Annotated in this window: 16 protein-coding genes; 11 read left to right on the plus strand and 5 right to left on the minus strand. The window is 68.6% G+C overall.

What is annotated here, in order from left to right:
* Positions 1-318: 318 nt before the first annotated feature.
* The 5 genes from E1261_RS34005 to serA all read left to right on the plus strand — a co-directional run bounded on the left by E1261_RS34005 (position 319) and on the right by serA (position 6777).
* Positions 319-2067, plus strand: coding sequence for an acetolactate synthase large subunit (locus tag E1261_RS34005; protein ID WP_132413801.1), 1749 nt, complete (start codon positions 319-321; stop codon positions 2065-2067).
* Positions 2067-2693, plus strand: coding sequence for an acetolactate synthase small subunit (gene ilvN / locus E1261_RS34010; protein ID WP_132413802.1), 627 nt, complete (start codon positions 2067-2069; stop codon positions 2691-2693). Before E1261_RS34005 ends, ilvN begins: the two co-directional genes overlap by 1 nt.
* 70 nt (positions 2694-2763) lie before the next feature.
* Positions 2764-3783: a ketol-acid reductoisomerase gene (gene ilvC / locus E1261_RS34015; protein WP_132413816.1), complete on the plus strand. Its 1020-nt coding sequence runs from the start codon at positions 2764-2766 to the stop codon at positions 3781-3783.
* A gap of 132 nt (positions 3784-3915) precedes the next feature.
* Positions 3916-5100 carry a S1 family peptidase gene (locus tag E1261_RS34020; RefSeq protein ID WP_165952745.1) on the plus strand — a complete coding sequence of 395 codons (1185 nt, stop codon included), beginning with the start codon at positions 3916-3918 and terminating at the stop codon, positions 5098-5100.
* Between the two features lie 78 nt (positions 5101-5178).
* Positions 5179-6777 (plus strand): phosphoglycerate dehydrogenase, encoded by a 1599-nt coding sequence (gene serA / locus E1261_RS34025; RefSeq protein ID WP_132413804.1) that lies wholly within the window; start codon positions 5179-5181, stop codon positions 6775-6777.
* Between the two features lie 100 nt (positions 6778-6877).
* On the opposite strand, the gene E1261_RS34030 is transcribed toward serA, so the two are convergent.
* The 3 genes from E1261_RS34030 to E1261_RS34040 form a co-directional block, all read right to left on the minus strand.
* A complete protein-coding gene (locus tag E1261_RS34030; protein WP_132413805.1) occupies positions 6878-7999 on the minus strand; it encodes a hypothetical protein in 1122 nt (373 codons plus the stop codon).
* Positions 7996-8508: a SigE family RNA polymerase sigma factor gene (locus E1261_RS34035; protein ID WP_132413806.1), complete on the minus strand. Its 513-nt coding sequence runs from the start codon at positions 8506-8508 to the stop codon at positions 7996-7998. The genes E1261_RS34030 and E1261_RS34035 overlap by 4 nt, the downstream gene beginning before the upstream one ends.
* A 91-nt stretch (positions 8509-8599) precedes the next feature.
* On the minus strand, positions 8600-9166 hold the full coding sequence (locus E1261_RS34040) for an O-methyltransferase (protein WP_132413807.1): 567 nt from the start codon (positions 9164-9166) through the stop codon (positions 8600-8602).
* Positions 9167-9289: 123 nt separating this feature from the next.
* On the opposite strand from E1261_RS34040, the gene E1261_RS34045 reads away from it, so the two are divergent.
* The 6 genes from E1261_RS34045 (at position 9290) to E1261_RS34070 (ending at position 14294) form a co-directional block, all read left to right on the plus strand.
* Complete coding sequence (locus E1261_RS34045; protein WP_132413808.1) at positions 9290-9469, plus strand: hypothetical protein; 180 nt, start codon at positions 9290-9292, stop codon at positions 9467-9469.
* A complete protein-coding gene (locus E1261_RS34050) occupies positions 9466-10515 on the plus strand; it encodes a 3-isopropylmalate dehydrogenase (RefSeq protein ID WP_132413809.1) in 1050 nt (349 codons plus the stop codon). Before E1261_RS34045 ends, E1261_RS34050 begins: the two co-directional genes overlap by 4 nt.
* 39 nt (positions 10516-10554) lie before the next feature.
* Positions 10555-11646, plus strand: coding sequence for a branched-chain amino acid aminotransferase (locus E1261_RS34055; RefSeq protein WP_132413810.1), 1092 nt, complete (start codon positions 10555-10557; stop codon positions 11644-11646).
* 104 nt (positions 11647-11750) lie between these two features.
* Positions 11751-12158: a hypothetical protein gene (locus E1261_RS34060; RefSeq protein ID WP_132413811.1), complete on the plus strand. Its 408-nt coding sequence runs from the start codon at positions 11751-11753 to the stop codon at positions 12156-12158.
* 298 nt (positions 12159-12456) lie between these two features.
* The gene (cimA, locus tag E1261_RS34065) at positions 12457-14046 is read left to right on the plus strand and encodes a citramalate synthase (RefSeq protein ID WP_132413812.1); all 1590 of its coding nucleotides are present in this window, start codon (positions 12457-12459) and stop codon (positions 14044-14046) included.
* Positions 14043-14294, plus strand: coding sequence for a hypothetical protein (locus tag E1261_RS34070; protein WP_132413813.1), 252 nt, complete (start codon positions 14043-14045; stop codon positions 14292-14294). Before cimA ends, E1261_RS34070 begins: the two co-directional genes overlap by 4 nt.
* Here the strand turns inward: E1261_RS34070 and E1261_RS34075 are convergent.
* Entirely contained in the window at positions 14287-14934 is a 648-nt protein-coding gene (locus E1261_RS34075; protein ID WP_132413814.1) for a response regulator, read from the minus strand. The two genes, E1261_RS34070 and E1261_RS34075, sit on opposite strands and share 8 nt — an antisense overlap.
* Positions 14931-16034: a sensor histidine kinase gene (locus E1261_RS34080; protein ID WP_132413815.1), complete on the minus strand. Its 1104-nt coding sequence runs from the start codon at positions 16032-16034 to the stop codon at positions 14931-14933. The genes E1261_RS34075 and E1261_RS34080 overlap by 4 nt, the downstream gene beginning before the upstream one ends.
* Between the last annotated feature and the right edge of the window lie 129 nt (positions 16035-16163).

A 16163-nucleotide genomic window follows, 5' to 3' on the forward strand; every position in this document is an offset into this window, starting at 1 on the left:
GGAAGGGGGTACGGGGGCGCCAGGGTGTGGGACGGGTGTCTCGGATGGTGGGACGAGGTGGGGTCGAACTTGACCTGGTGACGGTTCGCGGGCGAATAATGCCTACATGCGATCGATTCTCCTCGTACTTGTGCGGCGCGCCGACTGACGCGACCTCTGAGTCGAGCGCGCCCCTTCAGCCAACCAGGCCGAAGGGGTTTTTTGTTGCCAATGCGACTATCTGTGACCCGGATGCCCAGCGGCAACGGCCACGAGCGAGGATGGATCGGTCGCGAAAAGCAAGGCACACAACGTGACCAGGATTAAGGGAAGGCACTCATGAGCGAGCAGCTGACCGGGGCACAGGCTCTGATCCGCGCACTGGAAAATGCCGGAGTGGACACGGTCTTCGGCATCCCGGGCGGCGCGATCCTCCCGGCGTACGACCCGATGCTCGACTCGACCCAGATCCGCCACATCCTGGTACGCCACGAGCAGGGTGCCGGCCACGCGGCCCAGGGCTACGCCGCGGCCTCCGGCAAGGTGGGGGTCTGTATGGCGACCTCCGGCCCCGGAGCGACCAACCTGGTGACGCCGATCGCGGACGCGTACATGGACTCCGTCCCGCTGGTCGCGATCACCGGCCAGGTGGCGAGCGCCGCGATCGGGACGGACGCCTTCCAGGAGGCCGACATCCGCGGCATCACGATGCCGATCACCAAGCACAACTTCCTGGTCAACGACCCGAACGACATCGCGATCACGATCGCCGAGGCGTTCCACATCGCCTCCACCGGCCGGCCCGGTCCGGTCCTGGTGGACGTGACCAAGGACGCGATGCAGGCGAAGGTCGACTTCCAGTGGCCGACCGAGCTGTCGTTGCCCGGGTACCGTCCGGTCACCCGCCCGCACCCCAAGCAGGTGCGCGAGGCGGCCCGCCTGATCGTCGCCGCGGAGAAGCCGGTCCTGTACGTCGGTGGTGGCGTGATCCGCGCGCAGGCCGAGGTGGAGCTGAAGGAGCTCGCCGAGCTGCTCGGCATCCCCGTTGTCACCACGCTGATGGCCCGTGGCGCGCTGCCCGACACGCACGAGCTGCACTTCGGGATGCCGGGGATGCACGGCTCGGTCTCCGCGGTCGGTGCACTGCAGCGTTCGGACCTGCTGATCACCCTCGGCGCGCGGTTCGACGACCGGGTGACCGGCAAGCTGGACTCGTTCGCGCCTGAGGCGAAGGTCATCCATGCGGACATCGACCCGGCCGAGATCGGCAAGAACCGGGCCGCCGACGTACCGATCGTTGGTGACTGCAAGGAGGTCATCAGCGACCTCATCGCGGCCCTGCGCACCGAGATCGCGACCAGCGGCCGGACCCCGTCGTACGACGTCTGGCGCAACCAGCTGGTGTCGGTCCGGGAGAAGTACCCGCTCGGGTACGACGAGCCGGAGGACGGCAGCCTGTCCCCGCAGTACGTGATCCAGCGGATCGGTCAGATCGCCGGCCCCGACACGATCTACACCGCGGGAGTCGGGCAGCACCAGATGTGGTCCGCGCACTACCTGCCGTTCGAGAAGCCGCGGCACTGGCTGAACTCCGGCGGCCTCGGCACCATGGGCTACTCGGTGCCGGCCGCGATGGGCGCCAAGGTGGCCCGGCCGGACAAGACCGTGTGGGCGATCGACGGTGACGGCTGCTTCCAGATGACCAACCAGGAGCTCGTCACCTGTGCGCTGGAGGGCATCCCGATCAAGGTTGCCGTGATCAACAACCAGTCGCTGGGCATGGTCCGGCAGTGGCAGACGCTGTTCTACGACAAGCGCTACTCCAACACCGACCTGCACTCGAACCGGATCCCGGACTTCGCCAAGCTGGCTGAAGCGATGGGCGGGGTCGGGCTGCGCTGTGCCGACAAGGCGTCGGTGGACGCGACGATCGACAAGGCGATGTCGGTGACCGACCAGCCGGTCGTCGTCGACTTCGTGGTGCACCGCGACGCGATGGTCTGGCCGATGGTCGCCGCCGGCGTCAGCAACGACGAGATCCAGATCGCCCGCGACATGGCGCCCAAGTGGGACACCGAGGAGCTGTGATGTCGAAGCACACGTTGAGCATTCTGGTCGAGAACAAGCACGGTGTGCTGGCCCGGGTGGCTGCGCTCATCTCGCGGCGGGGCTTCAACATCGATTCCCTCGCGGTCGGCCCGACCGAGCACCCGGAGGTGTCCCGGATGACCATCGCGGTCAGCGTGGACGAGCAGCCTTTGGAGCAGATCACCAAGCAGCTGAACAAGCTGGTGAACGTGATCAAGATCGTCGAACTCGAGCCCACGCAGACAGTTCAGCGAGAATTGCTGCTGGTGAAGGTGAAGGCCGACACCCTGACCAGGGGACAGGTGCTGGAGACCGTCCAGCTGTTCCGTGCGAAGGTGGTGGACGTGGCACCGGACGCGATCACCATCGAGGCGACCGGCAATCCCGAGAAACTCGAGGCCATGCTCCGGGTGCTGGAACCCTTCGGCGTCCGCGAGCTGGTGCAGTCCGGCATGGTGGCGATCGGACGGGGCAGCCGCTCCATCTCCGACCGCACCCTCCGGCCGGTTCCGGTGCCGCCGCCGCACGTGCAGTCGGGGACCCCGACCGTGCAGGCTCAACCCCCACAACGTCACCACCCGGTGCCGGCGCCGCCACCGGGCCGTCCCGTGGCCCGGCAGAGCTGACCCTCCGCCGTACAGACGCCGTACACACTCAAAGCAACTACCAAGGAGAAGGCTCCCAGTGGCAGCAGAAATGTTCTACGACGACAACGCCGACCTGTCGGTGATCCAGGGCAAGAGCGTGGCCGTTCTCGGCTACGGCTCGCAGGGCCACGCGCACGCGCTCTCGCTGCGTGACTCCGGCGTCGACGTCCGCGTCGGCCTGCTCGAGGGCTCGAAGAGCCGGGCGAAGGCCGAGGCCGAGGGTCTGCGTGTCGTCACCCCGGCCGAGGCCGTCGAAGAGGCCAACGTCATCGTCGTGCTCGCCCCGGACCCGGCGCAGCGCAAGCTGTACGCCGAGGCGATCGAGCCGAACCTGGCCGACGGCGACGCGCTCGTCTTCGGGCACGGCTTCAACATCCGGTTCGGCTACATCAAGCCGCCGGCCGGGGTCGACGTCTTCATGGTCGCCCCGAAGGGCCCGGGCCACCTGGTACGGCGTGAGTACACCGAGGGCCGTGGTGTCCCGGTGCTCGTCGCGGTCGAGCAGGACGCCTCCGGCAAGGCCTGGGACCTGGCGCTGTCGTACGCCAAGGGCATCGGCGGCCTGCGCGCCGGCGGGATCAAGACCACCTTCACCGAGGAGACCGAGACCGACCTGTTCGGTGAGCAGGCCGTCCTCTGTGGTGGCGTGTCGGCGCTGATCCAGTCCGGCTTCGAGGTGCTGACCGAGGCCGGCTACCAGCCCGAGGTCGCGTACTTCGAGTGCCTGCACGAGCTGAAGCTGATCGTCGACCTGATCTACGAAGGCGGGATCGCCAAGCAGCGCTGGTCGGTCTCCGACACCGCCGAGTACGGCGACTACGTGTCCGGCCCGCGGATCATCGACGCGTCGGTGAAGGCGCGGATGAAGGAGGTCCTCGGTGACATCACCGACGGCACCTTCGCCGCCCGCTTCATTGCCGACCAGGACGCCGGTGCGCCGGAGTTCGCCGAGTTCCGCAAGAAGAGCCAGGAGCACCCGATCGAGGCCGTCGGCAAGGAGCTGCGCGGTCTGATGGCGTGGGTCAAGTCGCACGACGACGACTACGTCGAGGGCTCGTCCGCGCGCTGATCCAGCAGTCATGAAGGGCCCGGACCGTTCAGGTGGACGGTCCGGGCCCTTCTGCGTCCCGGCTTTGCCCGTCCGAGCTGGCAGAATCATCGCCATCGGTTCGCGCAGGGTGACGAGGAGGACGATTCGGTGGTGCACGACGGCAGGCAGGCGCCGCCGCGACCGCCCCGGCGGGTCCCCGCCGGAGCGCCCCCGCTCACTCAGTTGCAACCCCCGGTACGCCGTACGCCGCCGCCCGCGCGCCGCCCGTGGCTCTTCGGCCGCTTCCTGGTCGGTCTCGTGGTCCTCCTGCTCGTCGTGGCGGGTGGCGTCGCTGCCGGCTGGTTCATCCGCGAGGACCGGCTGTCGATCGACCCGGCCAAGACCCGGGCCGCGCATTCGGCGAGTGTCGTCCGGGTGCTCGCGACGACCTGCTCGGGTACGGGCGAGGGCACCGGCACGATCGTCGGCAACGGTCTGGTCCTGACTGCCGGAGTTGTCGTCCAAGAACCCCGGGGCGTCGCGGTCGTGACCTCGGACGGCGCCGTGCGGCGGGCCAACGTGCTCAGGTCGGGCAACGGAGTAGCGCTGCTGCAGGTGATCGGCCGGATGAGTCAGCCGGTGTTGCCACTCGCGACCGGTACGCCGGATCCGCAGGCCGAGCGCGCTCTGTTCGGCTACACGCAGTCCGGCGAGCTCGTCGTACAGCAGGTTGGTTCCGCACGCCATCCGCGGGCCCTGGGCGAGGTGATGAACTCCGCGAAGCTCGGGGGACCGGTGGTCGCCAAGTCCGGCCAGCTGGTCGGGATGGTGACCGGCACCTCGGCAGCCGACAGCCGGATCGCTACGGTCGCGGATCTGCGCCCGTTCGTCGCCGGAGTTGGCGGAGTGGCGGAGGAGGGCGGGGACTGTGCCGAGTCGCGTGGCCCGCAGGGTGCCGTCAACCCGAAGCTCCAGGTGGCGGCGACCGCGCTCGCGACGCAGGCTCAGAAGCTGCTCGCCAACTACCTGGTGCTGCAGAACCGGCACGACTTCGTGGGCGTCCGGAAGTTCTACTCGCCGCGCCTGGTCAGCACCCTGTCGACCGAACAGGACAGGCTCAGCCACCAGACGACGTACTTCTTCGACCCGACGATCACCGAGGTCACGCAGAACGCCGACACCAGCGTGAACGTGCGGGTGTCGATGGTGGTCCTGTTCGCCTCGACTGCCCACCAGGCGAACGGCCAGACCTGCAACCGGCTCGACACCCGCTACACCCTGGTCCGGTCGGGCACCACGCTCCTGCTCGACCGGTCCAAGCAGCAGACCTCGCCCACTCCCTGTGACGGCACCTGAGGTACGATCAAGTCAGCGGGCACAGCGCGGTGCTCTGAACCTTACGAGCCCCTACCGCTTTCGCAGGAGATATCTCCCATGACTGATGCGACTCGTCCCGTCGTCCTGATCGCCGAAGAGCTGAGCCCGGCCACCGTCGAGGCGCTCGGACCCGATTTCGAGATCCGGCACGCGAACGGCGCCGACCGCGCCGCGCTGATTCCCGCGATCGCCGATGTCGACGCGATCCTGATCCGCAGCGCCACCAAGGTGGACGCCGAGGCGCTGGCCGCGGCGAAGAAGCTGAAGGTCGTCGCCCGGGCCGGGGTCGGCCTGGACAACGTCGACGTGAAGGCCGCCACCCAGGCCGGCGTGATGGTGGTCAACGCGCCGACCTCCAACATCGTCAGCGCCGCCGAGCTCGCGGTCGCGCTGCTGCTGGCCGCCGCGCGCCGCGTCCCGGCCGCCGACCAGTCGCTGAAGAACGGCGAGTGGAAGCGCAGCAAGTACTCGGGTGTCGAGCTGTTCGAGAAGACCGTCGGCATCGTCGGCCTGGGCAAGATCGGTGTCCTGGTCGCGCAGCGGCTGGCCGCCTTCGGCATGAACGTGATCGCCTACGACCCGTACGTGCAGGCCGGCCGGGCCGCGCAGATGGGCGTCCGGCTCGCCACGCTCGACGAGCTGCTGGCCGCGTCGGACTTCATCTCGGTGCACCTGCCGAAGACCCCGGAGACGATCGGGCTGATCGGCGACGAGCAGCTGCACAAGGTCAAGCCCGAGGTCATCATCGTGAACGCGGCCCGCGGCGGCATCGTCGACGAGACCGCGCTGTACTCGGCGCTCAAGGAGGGCCGGGTCGCCGCGGCCGGGCTCGACGTCTTCGCCAAGGAGCCGTGCACCGACTCGCCGCTGTTCGAGTTCGAGAACGTCGTCGCCACGCCGCACCTGGGCGCGTCCACCGACGAGGCGCAGGAGAAGGCCGGTATCGCGGTCGCCAAGTCGGTCCGCCTCGCCCTGTCGGGTGAGCTGGTTCCGGACGCGGTCAACGTCCAGGGCGGCGTGATCGCCGAGGACGTCCGGCCGGGCATCGCCCTGACCGAGAAGCTCGGCCGGATCTTCACCGCACTGGCCGGCGGCGTCGCGCAGCAGCTCGACGTCGAGGTCCGCGGCGAAATCACCCAGTACGACGTCAAGGTGCTCGAGCTGGCCGCCCTCAAGGGGGTCTTCGCCGACGTGGTCGAGGACAACGTCTCCTACGTGAACGCCCCCCTGCTCGCGGCCGAGCGGGGCCTCGAGGTCCGGCTCGTCACCGACCACGAGAGCCCCGAGCACCGCAACCTGATCACGCTCCGCGGCACCCTCGCCGACGGCGCCCAGGTCTCGGTCAGCGGCACGCTGGTCGGCGTCCGGCAGTCCGAGCGCCTGGTCGAGATCGACGGCTTCGACCTCGAGGTCGAGCTGGCCGCCCACCTGGCCTTCTTCACCTACGAGGACCGCCCCGGCATCGTCGGCCAGATCGGCCGGATCCTCGGCGAGGCCGACATCAACATCGCCGGCATGCAGGTCAGCCGCGACCGCAAGGGCGGCAAGGCCCTGGTCGCCCTCTCGGTCGACTCGGCCGTCGCCCCCGCCGTACTGGACGACATCTCGTCGGTCGTCCAGGCCGACACTGCCCGCACTGTGGACCTTGACGCCTGACTAGACCTGATCGCTGTTTAACTGAAGGTAGCCAGCCACCCGCAGGCGCATGGTGGCTGGTCAGGGCCCGGACCCAAGTGTCCGGGCCCGACCTCTGTCCCTAGCTGTACGCCGGGACGCCGTTCGGGAACTGGGTCGTGGACTTCTCCGTCAGGGGTGGCGCGAACGCGGTGAGGGCCACGGTGCAGCTGACGTCGACGGACTTGATCGAGCAGTTCAGCAGATCGAGGCGGGCGGCCTCGTCCGGGCGGAAGCCGATCGCGTAGAAGGTGCGCTCGTCCGTCCACTGGGTCGGGACGATCAGCGGGTAGCCGGGGATCGTGACCGGCGACGTCTTGCCGCTGCGGATGTCGACCACGCCGACGTCGTCCGCAACGTCGGTCAGGAGATAGCGGGCCTTGGGGGACAGGTTGGCGTGCCAGCCGGGGTAGTGCGCCGGGTCGGAGGCGTTGACGTCCGGGCCCACGCCCAGGTCCTGCTCGCCGTCCCCCCGGTGTTCCCAGACGAGCTGCCCAGATTCGGCAGCCAGCAGGAACGCCGTCGAGGCCTTCGGCTTGAGTAGTTCGTCGGCGCCGGTGGCGATGGTCCAGCGGTGCAGGCCGTCCGTGGCGCCGAAGTACGCGATGCCGTTGTCGATCGCGGCGACGCGCAGCGTCCGGTCGGCGGTCGGTGAGCCGGCCTTGTTACCGGTTGCCGTCCGGGCGAGCTCGCGCCCGGCCGCGACGTCGTACAGGACGAACTGCGGCACGGACGGACTGGTGTCGACCCAGCCGACCACTGAGCGGTCGTCGTCCGCGGCGAGCCGATGGTTCGTGCTGCCTTTGCCGACCTTGACGGCCGCTTCGCCGGGGCGGATCTGATAGACGCTGCCGTCGGCGCTGGTGAAGACGAAGGCGGCGTTGGTCTGCACGAACGACGAGATCGCGACGGGTACCGGGATCGCCTCGGAGCCGTAGTGGATCGTCTTGCCGTCGGCCCACGTCGCCCGCCGCTCGGCGAGCGGGCCGCTGCCGGCGACCTCGGCGTCCGGGCCGACGTGCTGCAGCACGGTCAGTCCGCCACCGACCACGGCAGCAGTCGCGGCCACTGCGGTGATCACTGTGACCACCCGGCGCCGCTTGATCCGGCGCGTGCCGGTCGCGGCGATCGCAGCCAGGTCGAGGTTCGGGTCACCGATCGACTCGGCCTCTTCGGTGAACGTTTCCTTCAGCAGACCAGTCATGCGGTCACCACCTTCTCCAGCAGCGGGAGCGCTTCGGGAGCGAGTCCGGCGCGCAGTTTCTTCAGGGCACGGGAGGCTTGGCTCTTCACGGTGCCTTCGCTACAGCCGAGGACGCTCGCGGTCTCGGCCTGCGTCAGGTCCTCGTAATAGCGCAGCACCAGTACGGCGCGTTGCTGCGGCGGCAGTTTGCGCACCTCGGCCCAGAGCCAGATCCGTGCGGACGCGTCGTCGGCGCGCGCCGGTACGCCGGACGGCAGGTCGTCGTTGGGCCGTTCGTGCCACGATCGGCGCCGGAACCAGCTGATCGCCGTATTCGTCATCACCTTGCGCGTGTACGCCTCGGCGTTGGCCGAGTCGCGCAACTTGTGCCAGCGGACGTAGGTCTTGGTGAGGGACTCCTGGAGCAAATCCTCGGCGAGTCCCCGGTCGCCGATCAGCAGATACGCGTAGCGAAACAGCGCCCGCTGTCTGCTGATCGTGAACTCCTCGAATTCACGATTGACGGCCATCTGTGTCCTCTCAGCACCCGGTGCTCTCCGCACCGGCTGCCCCCTTGACGCTTCGGGACCGCCGAAGTGTTGGCAAGGGCTGTGCAGAGAATCAGTGCCGGGTGGCGAGCAGTACGGCGGCGTCGGGAGCGACCATCACCTCGACGGTGGTGAAGCGGGAGTCCATCAGCCATTCCTGGCGGAGGGTGTCGACGCGGCCCTCGTACATCGGGGGCCAGACCGCGGACGGGGTGAAGTCGTCCAGTACGACGAAGCCGCCGGGCTCGACCACGTCGGCGATCACGTCGCGGGCCGAGAGCTTGGCCTCGCGGGCGTCCACGAAGAGCAGGGCGAACGGGCCGCGCTCGATCAGTGCGGTCCAGTCGGCCGAGACGACCTCGATGCGCTCGTCGTCGGCGAAAAGCTCCGCCACGACCTTGGCCAACTGTGGGTCGCTCTCCGCGGTGACGATCTTCGTCCCCTCGTTCGCGCCGCTGCGCAGCCAGGCTGAACCGACACCGCAGCCCGTACCGAGCTCGCCGAGCAGGCCGGTCTTGGACGCGGCCAGGCTGGCCAGCAGCCGGCCGGTCTCGTTCCGGGTGGAGCTGACGAAGCCACGCCGTCCGGAGAGGCTGAGGGCCGCGGAAACCAGCGGCGGTAGTTCTGGAGGAGCACTCACCGGTTGAGAGTTGCACAGCAGTGGTCCAGTCCCCGCACCGACATCTCACATATCGGGATGAGATGCCCGCATTGTGGCGAAATAGTCGCATGCCAGAGTAAATTCGGACCCATCCTGCCGCCCATGTCCAACCGGGGAGAGTGCAGCATGTACGACATGTATCCAGCCAACTGGCCCGCGATCGACGGCCGGGAGCGGAAGGCGGCGCGCCGTCGCCGGCCCGCGCGCCCCGCCGGTGACGAGGTCAAGGCTGTCCAAGAGGCCATGAACCGCCGCGACAACGGGGGAGAACCCAAGAAGTGAGCGACAACAAGAACTTCACGCTGGCCGTCGTTCCCGGAGACGGGATCGGACCGGAGGTCATCACCGAGGCGCTCAAGGTCCTCGATGCGGTCTCCGCGCAGCACGGCGTGACGTTCGAGCGGACCGAGTTCGACCTGGGCGCGAAGCGCTGGCACGCCACCGGTGAGACCCTGCCGGACGCCGAGCTCGAGGAGATTCGCAAGCACGACGCGATCCTGCTCGGCGCGGTCGGCGACCCCACCGTCCCGTCCGGTGTCCTCGAGCGTGGTCTGCTGCTCAAGCTCCGCTTCACCCTCGATCACTACGTGAACCTGCGGCCGTCGAAGATCTACCCCTCCGTCGGCTCCCCGCTGGCGAACCCGGGCGAGGTCGACTTCGTCGTCGTCCGCGAGGGCACCGAGGGCCCGTACGTCGGCAACGGCGGAGCGCTCCGGGTCGGGACACCGGCCGAGATCGCCACCGAGGTCTCCGTCAACACGGCGTACGGGGTGGAGCGGGTCGTCCGGGACGCGTTCGCGCGGGCCCAGGCGCGGCCGCGCAAGAAGCTCACGCTGGTGCACAAGAACAACGTCCTCGTGTACGCCGGTCACCTGTGGACCCGGACCGTGGACGCGGTGAAGGCCGACTTCCCCGACATCACCGTCGACTACCTGCACGTGGACGCGGCGACCATCTTCCTGGTCACCGACCCGGCCCGGTTCGACGTGATCGTCACCGACAACCTGTTCGGCGACATCATCACCGACCTGGCCGCGGCGATCTCCGGCGGGATCGGGCTGGCCGCGAGCGGCAACATCAACCCGGACCGGACCGCACCGAGCATGTTCGAGCCGGTGCACGGCTCCGCCCCGGACATCGCCGGTCAGCAGAAGGCCGACCCGACCGCGGCGATCCTGTCCACCGCGCTGCTGCTCGACCACCTCGGGCTGACCGAGGCCGCCGCGGCGATCGAGGCGGCCGTCACAGCCGATATCGAGGAGCGCACGGACAGTGTCCGGAGCACCTCCGAGATCGGTGACGCGATCGCCAAGCGCGCGGCCGGCTGAGCGTGGCATGACCACTCGACCAAGAGGTACGGTGCGGCTATGAGCAGCGACCTGCAGTTCACCGTTGAGCCCAACACCCAACCGGCCAGCGACGACCAGCGTGCCGACATCCTGGCGAACCCGGGATTCGGGCAGTACTTCTCCGACCACATGGCGATCGCCACCTGGACGAAGAACGACGGCTGGCACGACGCACGGATCACCGCCTTCGGACCGCTGGAGCTGTCTCCGGCGACCTCGGTGTTCCACTACGCCCAGACCATCTTCGAGGGGATGAAGGCCTACCGTCATCCCGACGACTCGATCCACATGTTCCGCCCCGAGGCCAACGCGGCCCGGTTCGCGAAGTCGGCCCGCCGGCTCGCGCTCCCGGAGCTGCCCGAGTCCGCGTTCCTGGACTCGATCAAGGCACTCGTCGAGCTGGACCAGGCCTGGGTGCCCACCGGTGGTGAGACCTCGCTGTACCTGCGCCCGTTCATGTTCGGATCGGACCCGTTCCTCGGCGTCCGCCCGTCCGCCCAGGTGACGTACTGCGCGATCGCATCCCCGGCCGGCTCGTACTTCAGCGGCGGCGTGAAGCCGGTCCGGATCTGGCTGAGCGAGGAGTACACGCGCGCAGCCCCCGGTGGCACGGGTGCCGCCAAGACCGGTGGCAACTACGCCGCGTCGCTGCTGGCCCAGGCCGAGGCGATCGAGAACGGCTGCGACCAGGTCGCCTTCCTTGACGCGATCGAGAAGAAGTGGGTCGAAGAGCTCGGCGGGATGAACCTGTACTTCGTCCTCGACGACAACTCGGTCGTCACCCCGGAGCTGTCCGGCACCATCCTCGAGGGCGTCACCCGGGACTCGATCCTGAAGCTCGTCACCGACCTCGGCCACCCCGTCACCGAGCGGAAGATCTCCGTCGACGAGTGGCGCGAAGGGGCCGCGTCCGGCCGGATCCGCGAGGTCTTCGCCTGCGGCACCGCCGCGGTGATCACCCCTGTCGCCTCCCTGAAGTGGAAGGACGGCGAGGTCCAGGTTGCCGACGGCAACGGTGGCCCTGTCACCGCCGCCATCCGCAGCGCCCTGCTGGACCTCCAGTACGGCCGCACCGAAGACCCCCACAACTGGATGACCAAGGTCTGCTGACCCCAACCACCTAACGTCCGAAGGATCGGAGGGCCCTCCTCCGGTTCTTCGGACGTTGTGGGTTCTTGGGAAGCCTTCAGGACGGAAGGATAGGGTCGGATGGCATGAGTAGCCTTCCGGACGATGTCCAGGCCTATTACACGGACCTCGCTCAGCGGCGGGACTGGTCGTACGAGACGATCATCGCGGTGCGGACGACCGTGGACCTGATCCGGGAGCTGGACCGCGGGACGGCTTCGCGGACGTACGGCGCGGTGGCGGGTGACGACGGGACCGACTGGCTGTTCGAGGCGGTCTGGCACGAGCGGGAGTGGGTCGTCGTCCGGCAGCTCGGGGTGGGGGAGGACGGCGAGGTCGCGCGGTACTGGTGGCAGCGCATCGAGGACGACGAGGGCATGCTCACCGACAAGGCCCTCGAACGCGAGGAGTGGGGACTGCGGGAGCTGTCCCGCGAGGACTTCTACACCGCCTGGGACGATCCGGGCTGGTCGCTGGGCGCACTCACCGCATGAACCCACAGCTACCTGAACTGACAGCTACTCCGCAGTACTGGAACGAGTACCGGATGTTCGTGATGCGAGACAGTTTCGCCAGTGGGCGGACTTTGTGTGGCAGACTGAAAAATGTCATGAACAACCACCGGGTGATTATTACCTAGGCGCGCTCAGCCGGCAGTACCTGAGCGCGCGGACCTCTCGCACCTTGCGGGAGGTTTTTTGTTTGCCCCGAATTCAGCCAGCCCCCACTTCAGACAGCCCTCACTTCAGACAGCGCAGTCCGACTCGCCAGCCCCACCGGAAGGCCTCGATCATGAGCATCTCCGACGAGTTCCACGTATACGACACGACCCTGCGCGACGGTGCGCAGCAGGAGGGGCTCGCGCTGTCCGTGGCGGACAAGATTGCCATTGCGCAGCACCTGGACGACCTGGGCGTCGGATTCATCGAGGGTGGCTGGCCGGGCGCCGTACCGAAGGACACCGAGTTCTTCCTGCGGGCGCGGACCGAGCTGGACCTGCGGAACGCGACCTTCGCCGCCTTCGGTGCGACCTGCAGGCCGCAAACCGCCGCGGCTGACGACCCGCAGGTCGCAGCACTGCGCGAGTCCGGGGCCTCGGTCGTCACACTCGTTGCCAAGAGCCACGATGCGCACGTCGAGCGGGCGCTGCGGACCACGTTGGACGAGAACCTGCGGATGGTCGCCGACACCATCAAGCACCTGCGTGAGCACGGGCAGCGGGTCTTCCTCGACACCGAGCACTTCTTCGACGGCTACCGCGCGAACCGTGCGTACGCGCTCGAAGTCGTCCGGGTCTCGGCCGAGGCCGGCGCCGAGGTGGTCGCGCTCTGCGACACGAACGGCGGCACGCTGCCGCGCGAGCTGCAGGACATCGTCCGCGACGTACTCGAAAGCACAGGCGCCCGGCTCGGCATCCACGCCCACAACGACGGCGGCTGCGCGGTGGCGAACTCGATCGCCGCCGTCGAGGCCGGCGTCACGCACGTCCAGGGCACGATCAACGGGTACGGCGAACGCACCGGGAACGCCGATCTCCTCGCCGTCGTGGCCAACCTCGAACTCAAGCGCGGGATGGAACTGCTGCCGGCCGGCAACCTGGCCGACTCGTTCCGGATCGCGCACGCGATCGCCGAAGTGACGAACGTGCCGCCGTCGACCCGGCAGCCGTACGTCGGCCTGTCCGCCTTCGCCCACAAGGCGGGGCTGCACGCCAGCGCGATCAAGGTCGACCCGGACCTCTACCAGCACACGGATCCGGCGCTGGTCGGCAATGACATGCGGATGCTCGTCTCGGAGATGGCCGGCCGGGCCAGCGTCGAGCTCAAGGGCCGTGAGCTCGGCTTCGACCTCGGCAACGACCGCGAACTCGTCAGCCGGGTCGCCGACCGGGTCAAGGAGATGGAGGCGCGCGGCTACACCTTCGAGTCCGCCGACGCGTCCTTCTCGCTACTCCTCACCGAAGAGGTCACCGGCACGCGGGCGTCGTTCTTCGACGTCGAGTCCTGGCGGGTGATCACCGAGTCCCGCGCCGACGGTGAGGCGGTCTCGGAATCGACGGTGAAGCTGGTCGCCGGGGGAGAGCGCGAGATCGTCACCGGTGAAGGCAACGGCCCGGTGAACGCGCTCGACCACGCATTGCGGACGGCGATCGAGCGGGCCTATCCAGTGGTGAACAAGTTCGAGCTCGTCGACTACAAGGTCCGCATCCTCGACCAGGGGCACGGGACCGACGCCGTGATCAGAGTCCTCATCCAGACCGCGGACGGCGAAGGTTCCTGGGTCACGGTCGGAGTCGGCCACAACATCGTCGAGGCCAGCTGGGAGGCCCTCGTCGACGGCTTCACCTTCGGCCTCCTGCGCCACAAGGAGGAAGCCCGATGACCACCGTCCTCGACGCGCCCGTCGTCGCTCCGGCCGTCACCACGGTCTTCACTGCCGACATCGTCGAGACCGAGGGCATGTTCGCGCGCATCGCCGTACTCCTCAACCCGTACGACGTCCGCCGCCTCGCCCTCTGCCTCGAGGCCGGCACCCTGGAGATCGTTGTCGCCGGCAACGGTTTCGACGCCGGCCGGGTCGCCGCCCGCTTGGAGAAGGTGATCGGCGTCCTGGACGTCACCGTCAGCTGATCCCGGCGTGATGGGCGAGGATCGCGGCCTGCACGCGATTCGTCAGCTGGAGTTTGGCGAGGATCCGGCTGACGTGCGTCTTGACCGTTGCTTCGCTCAGGTACAGCCGGGTGGCGATCTCGCTGTTCGCGAGTCCGTCACCGATCGCGCTCAGCACCTTGCGTTCCTGGTTGGTCAGCACCGCGATCCGTCGTACGGCGTCCTCCCGGCGCGGATCGGCGGGAGCCGTGAACCGGTCGAGCAGCCGCCGGGTGACCTGCGGGGACAGCAGCGCGTCACCGGCTGCCGCGCTGCGGACGGCGAGCGCCATCTGATCCGCGCTCGCATCCTTGAGCAGGAACCCGGCAGCCCCGTTGCGGAGCGCGCTGACGACGTACTCGTCCAGGTCGAACGTGGTCAGCACCACCACCTTGGGTGCCTTGGGCAACCGCATCAGCTCGGCCGTCGCGGTCAGGCCGTCACCGTGTGGCATCCGGATGTCCATCAGTACGACGTCGGGCCGGAGCTCACGGGCCTCGGCCACCGCTTGGCGGCCGTCCTCGGCCTCACCGACCACCTGGAGATCGTCGTACCCATCGAGGATCCGGCGTACCATCGCCCGCACCATCCACTCGTCGTCGACGACGAGCACGCGAATCATCGGGTGGTCCCGGGGATCCGTGCGGCGACCTCGAACGTGTCGTCGGTCCGGCGGGTGGTCAGCTCGCCACCGACGAGTCGCACTCGTTCGCTGATGCCGAGCAGGCCGTAGCCCGGCGTACCGGCGTTCTGTTGCGCTTGGCCGCCTTGGTTGCGAATCAGCAGACCGAGCTCGCCCTCTGCGTGCGTCACCTCGACACGCACCTTCGCGCCGGGTGCGTGGCGGTGTGCGTTGGTCAGGGCTTCCTGCACGACTCGGTAGACCGCGTGCTCGACCAGTGCCGAGACCTGGATGCTGCTGGGCAGATCCAGGGTGATGTCGAGGCCGGCCTGTTGCCAGGTGGTCACGAGCTCGGGCAGGTCTGACAGTCCTGGTTGCGGCGCTAGGGGTGCGTCGGACTCGTCCCGCAGTACGCCGACCAGGGTGCGCAGCTCGTCCAGTGCGGACCGGCCGATGTCCTGGATCCGGTGAGCCAGCTCGGCCCGGTCGCGGTCGTCGGCTTCCAGTGCGGTCGCGTGCAACACCATCAGCGACACCCGGTGCGTGACCACGTCGTGCATGTCGCGGGCGATCTGTGCCCGCTCCTGCGACCTGGCCTGGTCGATGCGCAGTTGCTGCTCACGTTCGTTGCGCTGGGCCCGTTCTTCGAGGCCGGCGACGACGGCGCGACGTGAGGTCAGGTACAGCCCGACAACAGCCGGCAGTACACACAGCATCACGCTGAGCGGCAGGCTCCCGTCCGCACCGGCCACCCGCCACAGCGGCCACGCCACTGCGCCGACGGTGAGCACGGACAGCCCGACCTGGATCCGCACGGAGCGCAGGTACGCACCAACGCCGTACTGCGCAATCAGGATCGGAGGCCACCCAGTCGCCAGTCCCCACGTCCCCAACGCCGCCACCGACAGCAACGCCGGCCACCGCCGCCGCAACGGCACCACGGCAGCCGTAATAACCCCCATCGCGATCTGCACGGTGTCCGGTACCCGCCACTCCAGCCACGGCGAGAACCCGTCGAACAACCCCGACTGCAGTCCGGGCCAGAGGGCAGCCGCGAGGCACACCACCATCAGCACCCCGTCCACCACCCGCGCCCGCATCCCCGGAGTCTAAGCAGCCCTCACCCCACCAGTCGTCCCCCTTTCGATGTAACCGAAAGGCCCCCAGCCACACCCACATCACCCCCAAACAGCCGACGCCCGCACCCCATCTCGCTCCCTAGGTTCGAG

The sequence above is a fragment of the Kribbella albertanoniae genome, assembly GCF_004348455.1.
Taxonomy (GTDB): Bacteria; Actinomycetota; Actinomycetes; order Propionibacteriales; family Kribbellaceae; genus Kribbella; species Kribbella albertanoniae.

What these genes read in the sequence shown, in the direction of transcription:
- E1261_RS34005 (WP_132413801.1), top strand. Translation starts at nt 319, where the DNA reads ATGAGCGAGCAGCTGACCGGGGCACAGGCTCTGATCCGCGCACTGGAA.
- ilvN (WP_132413802.1), top strand. Translation starts at nt 2,067, where the DNA reads ATGTCGAAGCACACGTTGAGCATTCTGGTCGAGAACAAGCACGGTGTG.
- ilvC (WP_132413816.1), top strand. Translation starts at nt 2,764, where the DNA reads ATGTTCTACGACGACAACGCCGACCTGTCGGTGATCCAGGGCAAGAGC.
- serA (WP_132413804.1), top strand. Translation starts at nt 5,179, where the DNA reads ATGACTGATGCGACTCGTCCCGTCGTCCTGATCGCCGAAGAGCTGAGC.
- E1261_RS34030 (WP_132413805.1), bottom strand. Translation starts at nt 7,999, where the DNA reads ATGACTGGTCTGCTGAAGGAAACGTTCACCGAAGAGGCCGAGTCGATC.
- E1261_RS34035 (WP_132413806.1), bottom strand. Translation starts at nt 8,508, where the DNA reads ATGGCCGTCAATCGTGAATTCGAGGAGTTCACGATCAGCAGACAGCGG.
- E1261_RS34045 (WP_132413808.1), top strand. Translation starts at nt 9,290, where the DNA reads ATGTCCAACCGGGGAGAGTGCAGCATGTACGACATGTATCCAGCCAAC.
- E1261_RS34055 (WP_132413810.1), top strand. Translation starts at nt 10,555, where the DNA reads ATGAGCAGCGACCTGCAGTTCACCGTTGAGCCCAACACCCAACCGGCC.
- E1261_RS34060 (WP_132413811.1), top strand. Translation starts at nt 11,751, where the DNA reads ATGAGTAGCCTTCCGGACGATGTCCAGGCCTATTACACGGACCTCGCT.
- cimA (WP_132413812.1), top strand. Translation starts at nt 12,457, where the DNA reads ATGAGCATCTCCGACGAGTTCCACGTATACGACACGACCCTGCGCGAC.
- E1261_RS34070 (WP_132413813.1), top strand. Translation starts at nt 14,043, where the DNA reads ATGACCACCGTCCTCGACGCGCCCGTCGTCGCTCCGGCCGTCACCACG.
- E1261_RS34075 (WP_132413814.1), bottom strand. Translation starts at nt 14,934, where the DNA reads ATGATTCGCGTGCTCGTCGTCGACGACGAGTGGATGGTGCGGGCGATG.
- E1261_RS34080 (WP_132413815.1), bottom strand. Translation starts at nt 16,034, where the DNA reads ATGCGGGCGCGGGTGGTGGACGGGGTGCTGATGGTGGTGTGCCTCGCG.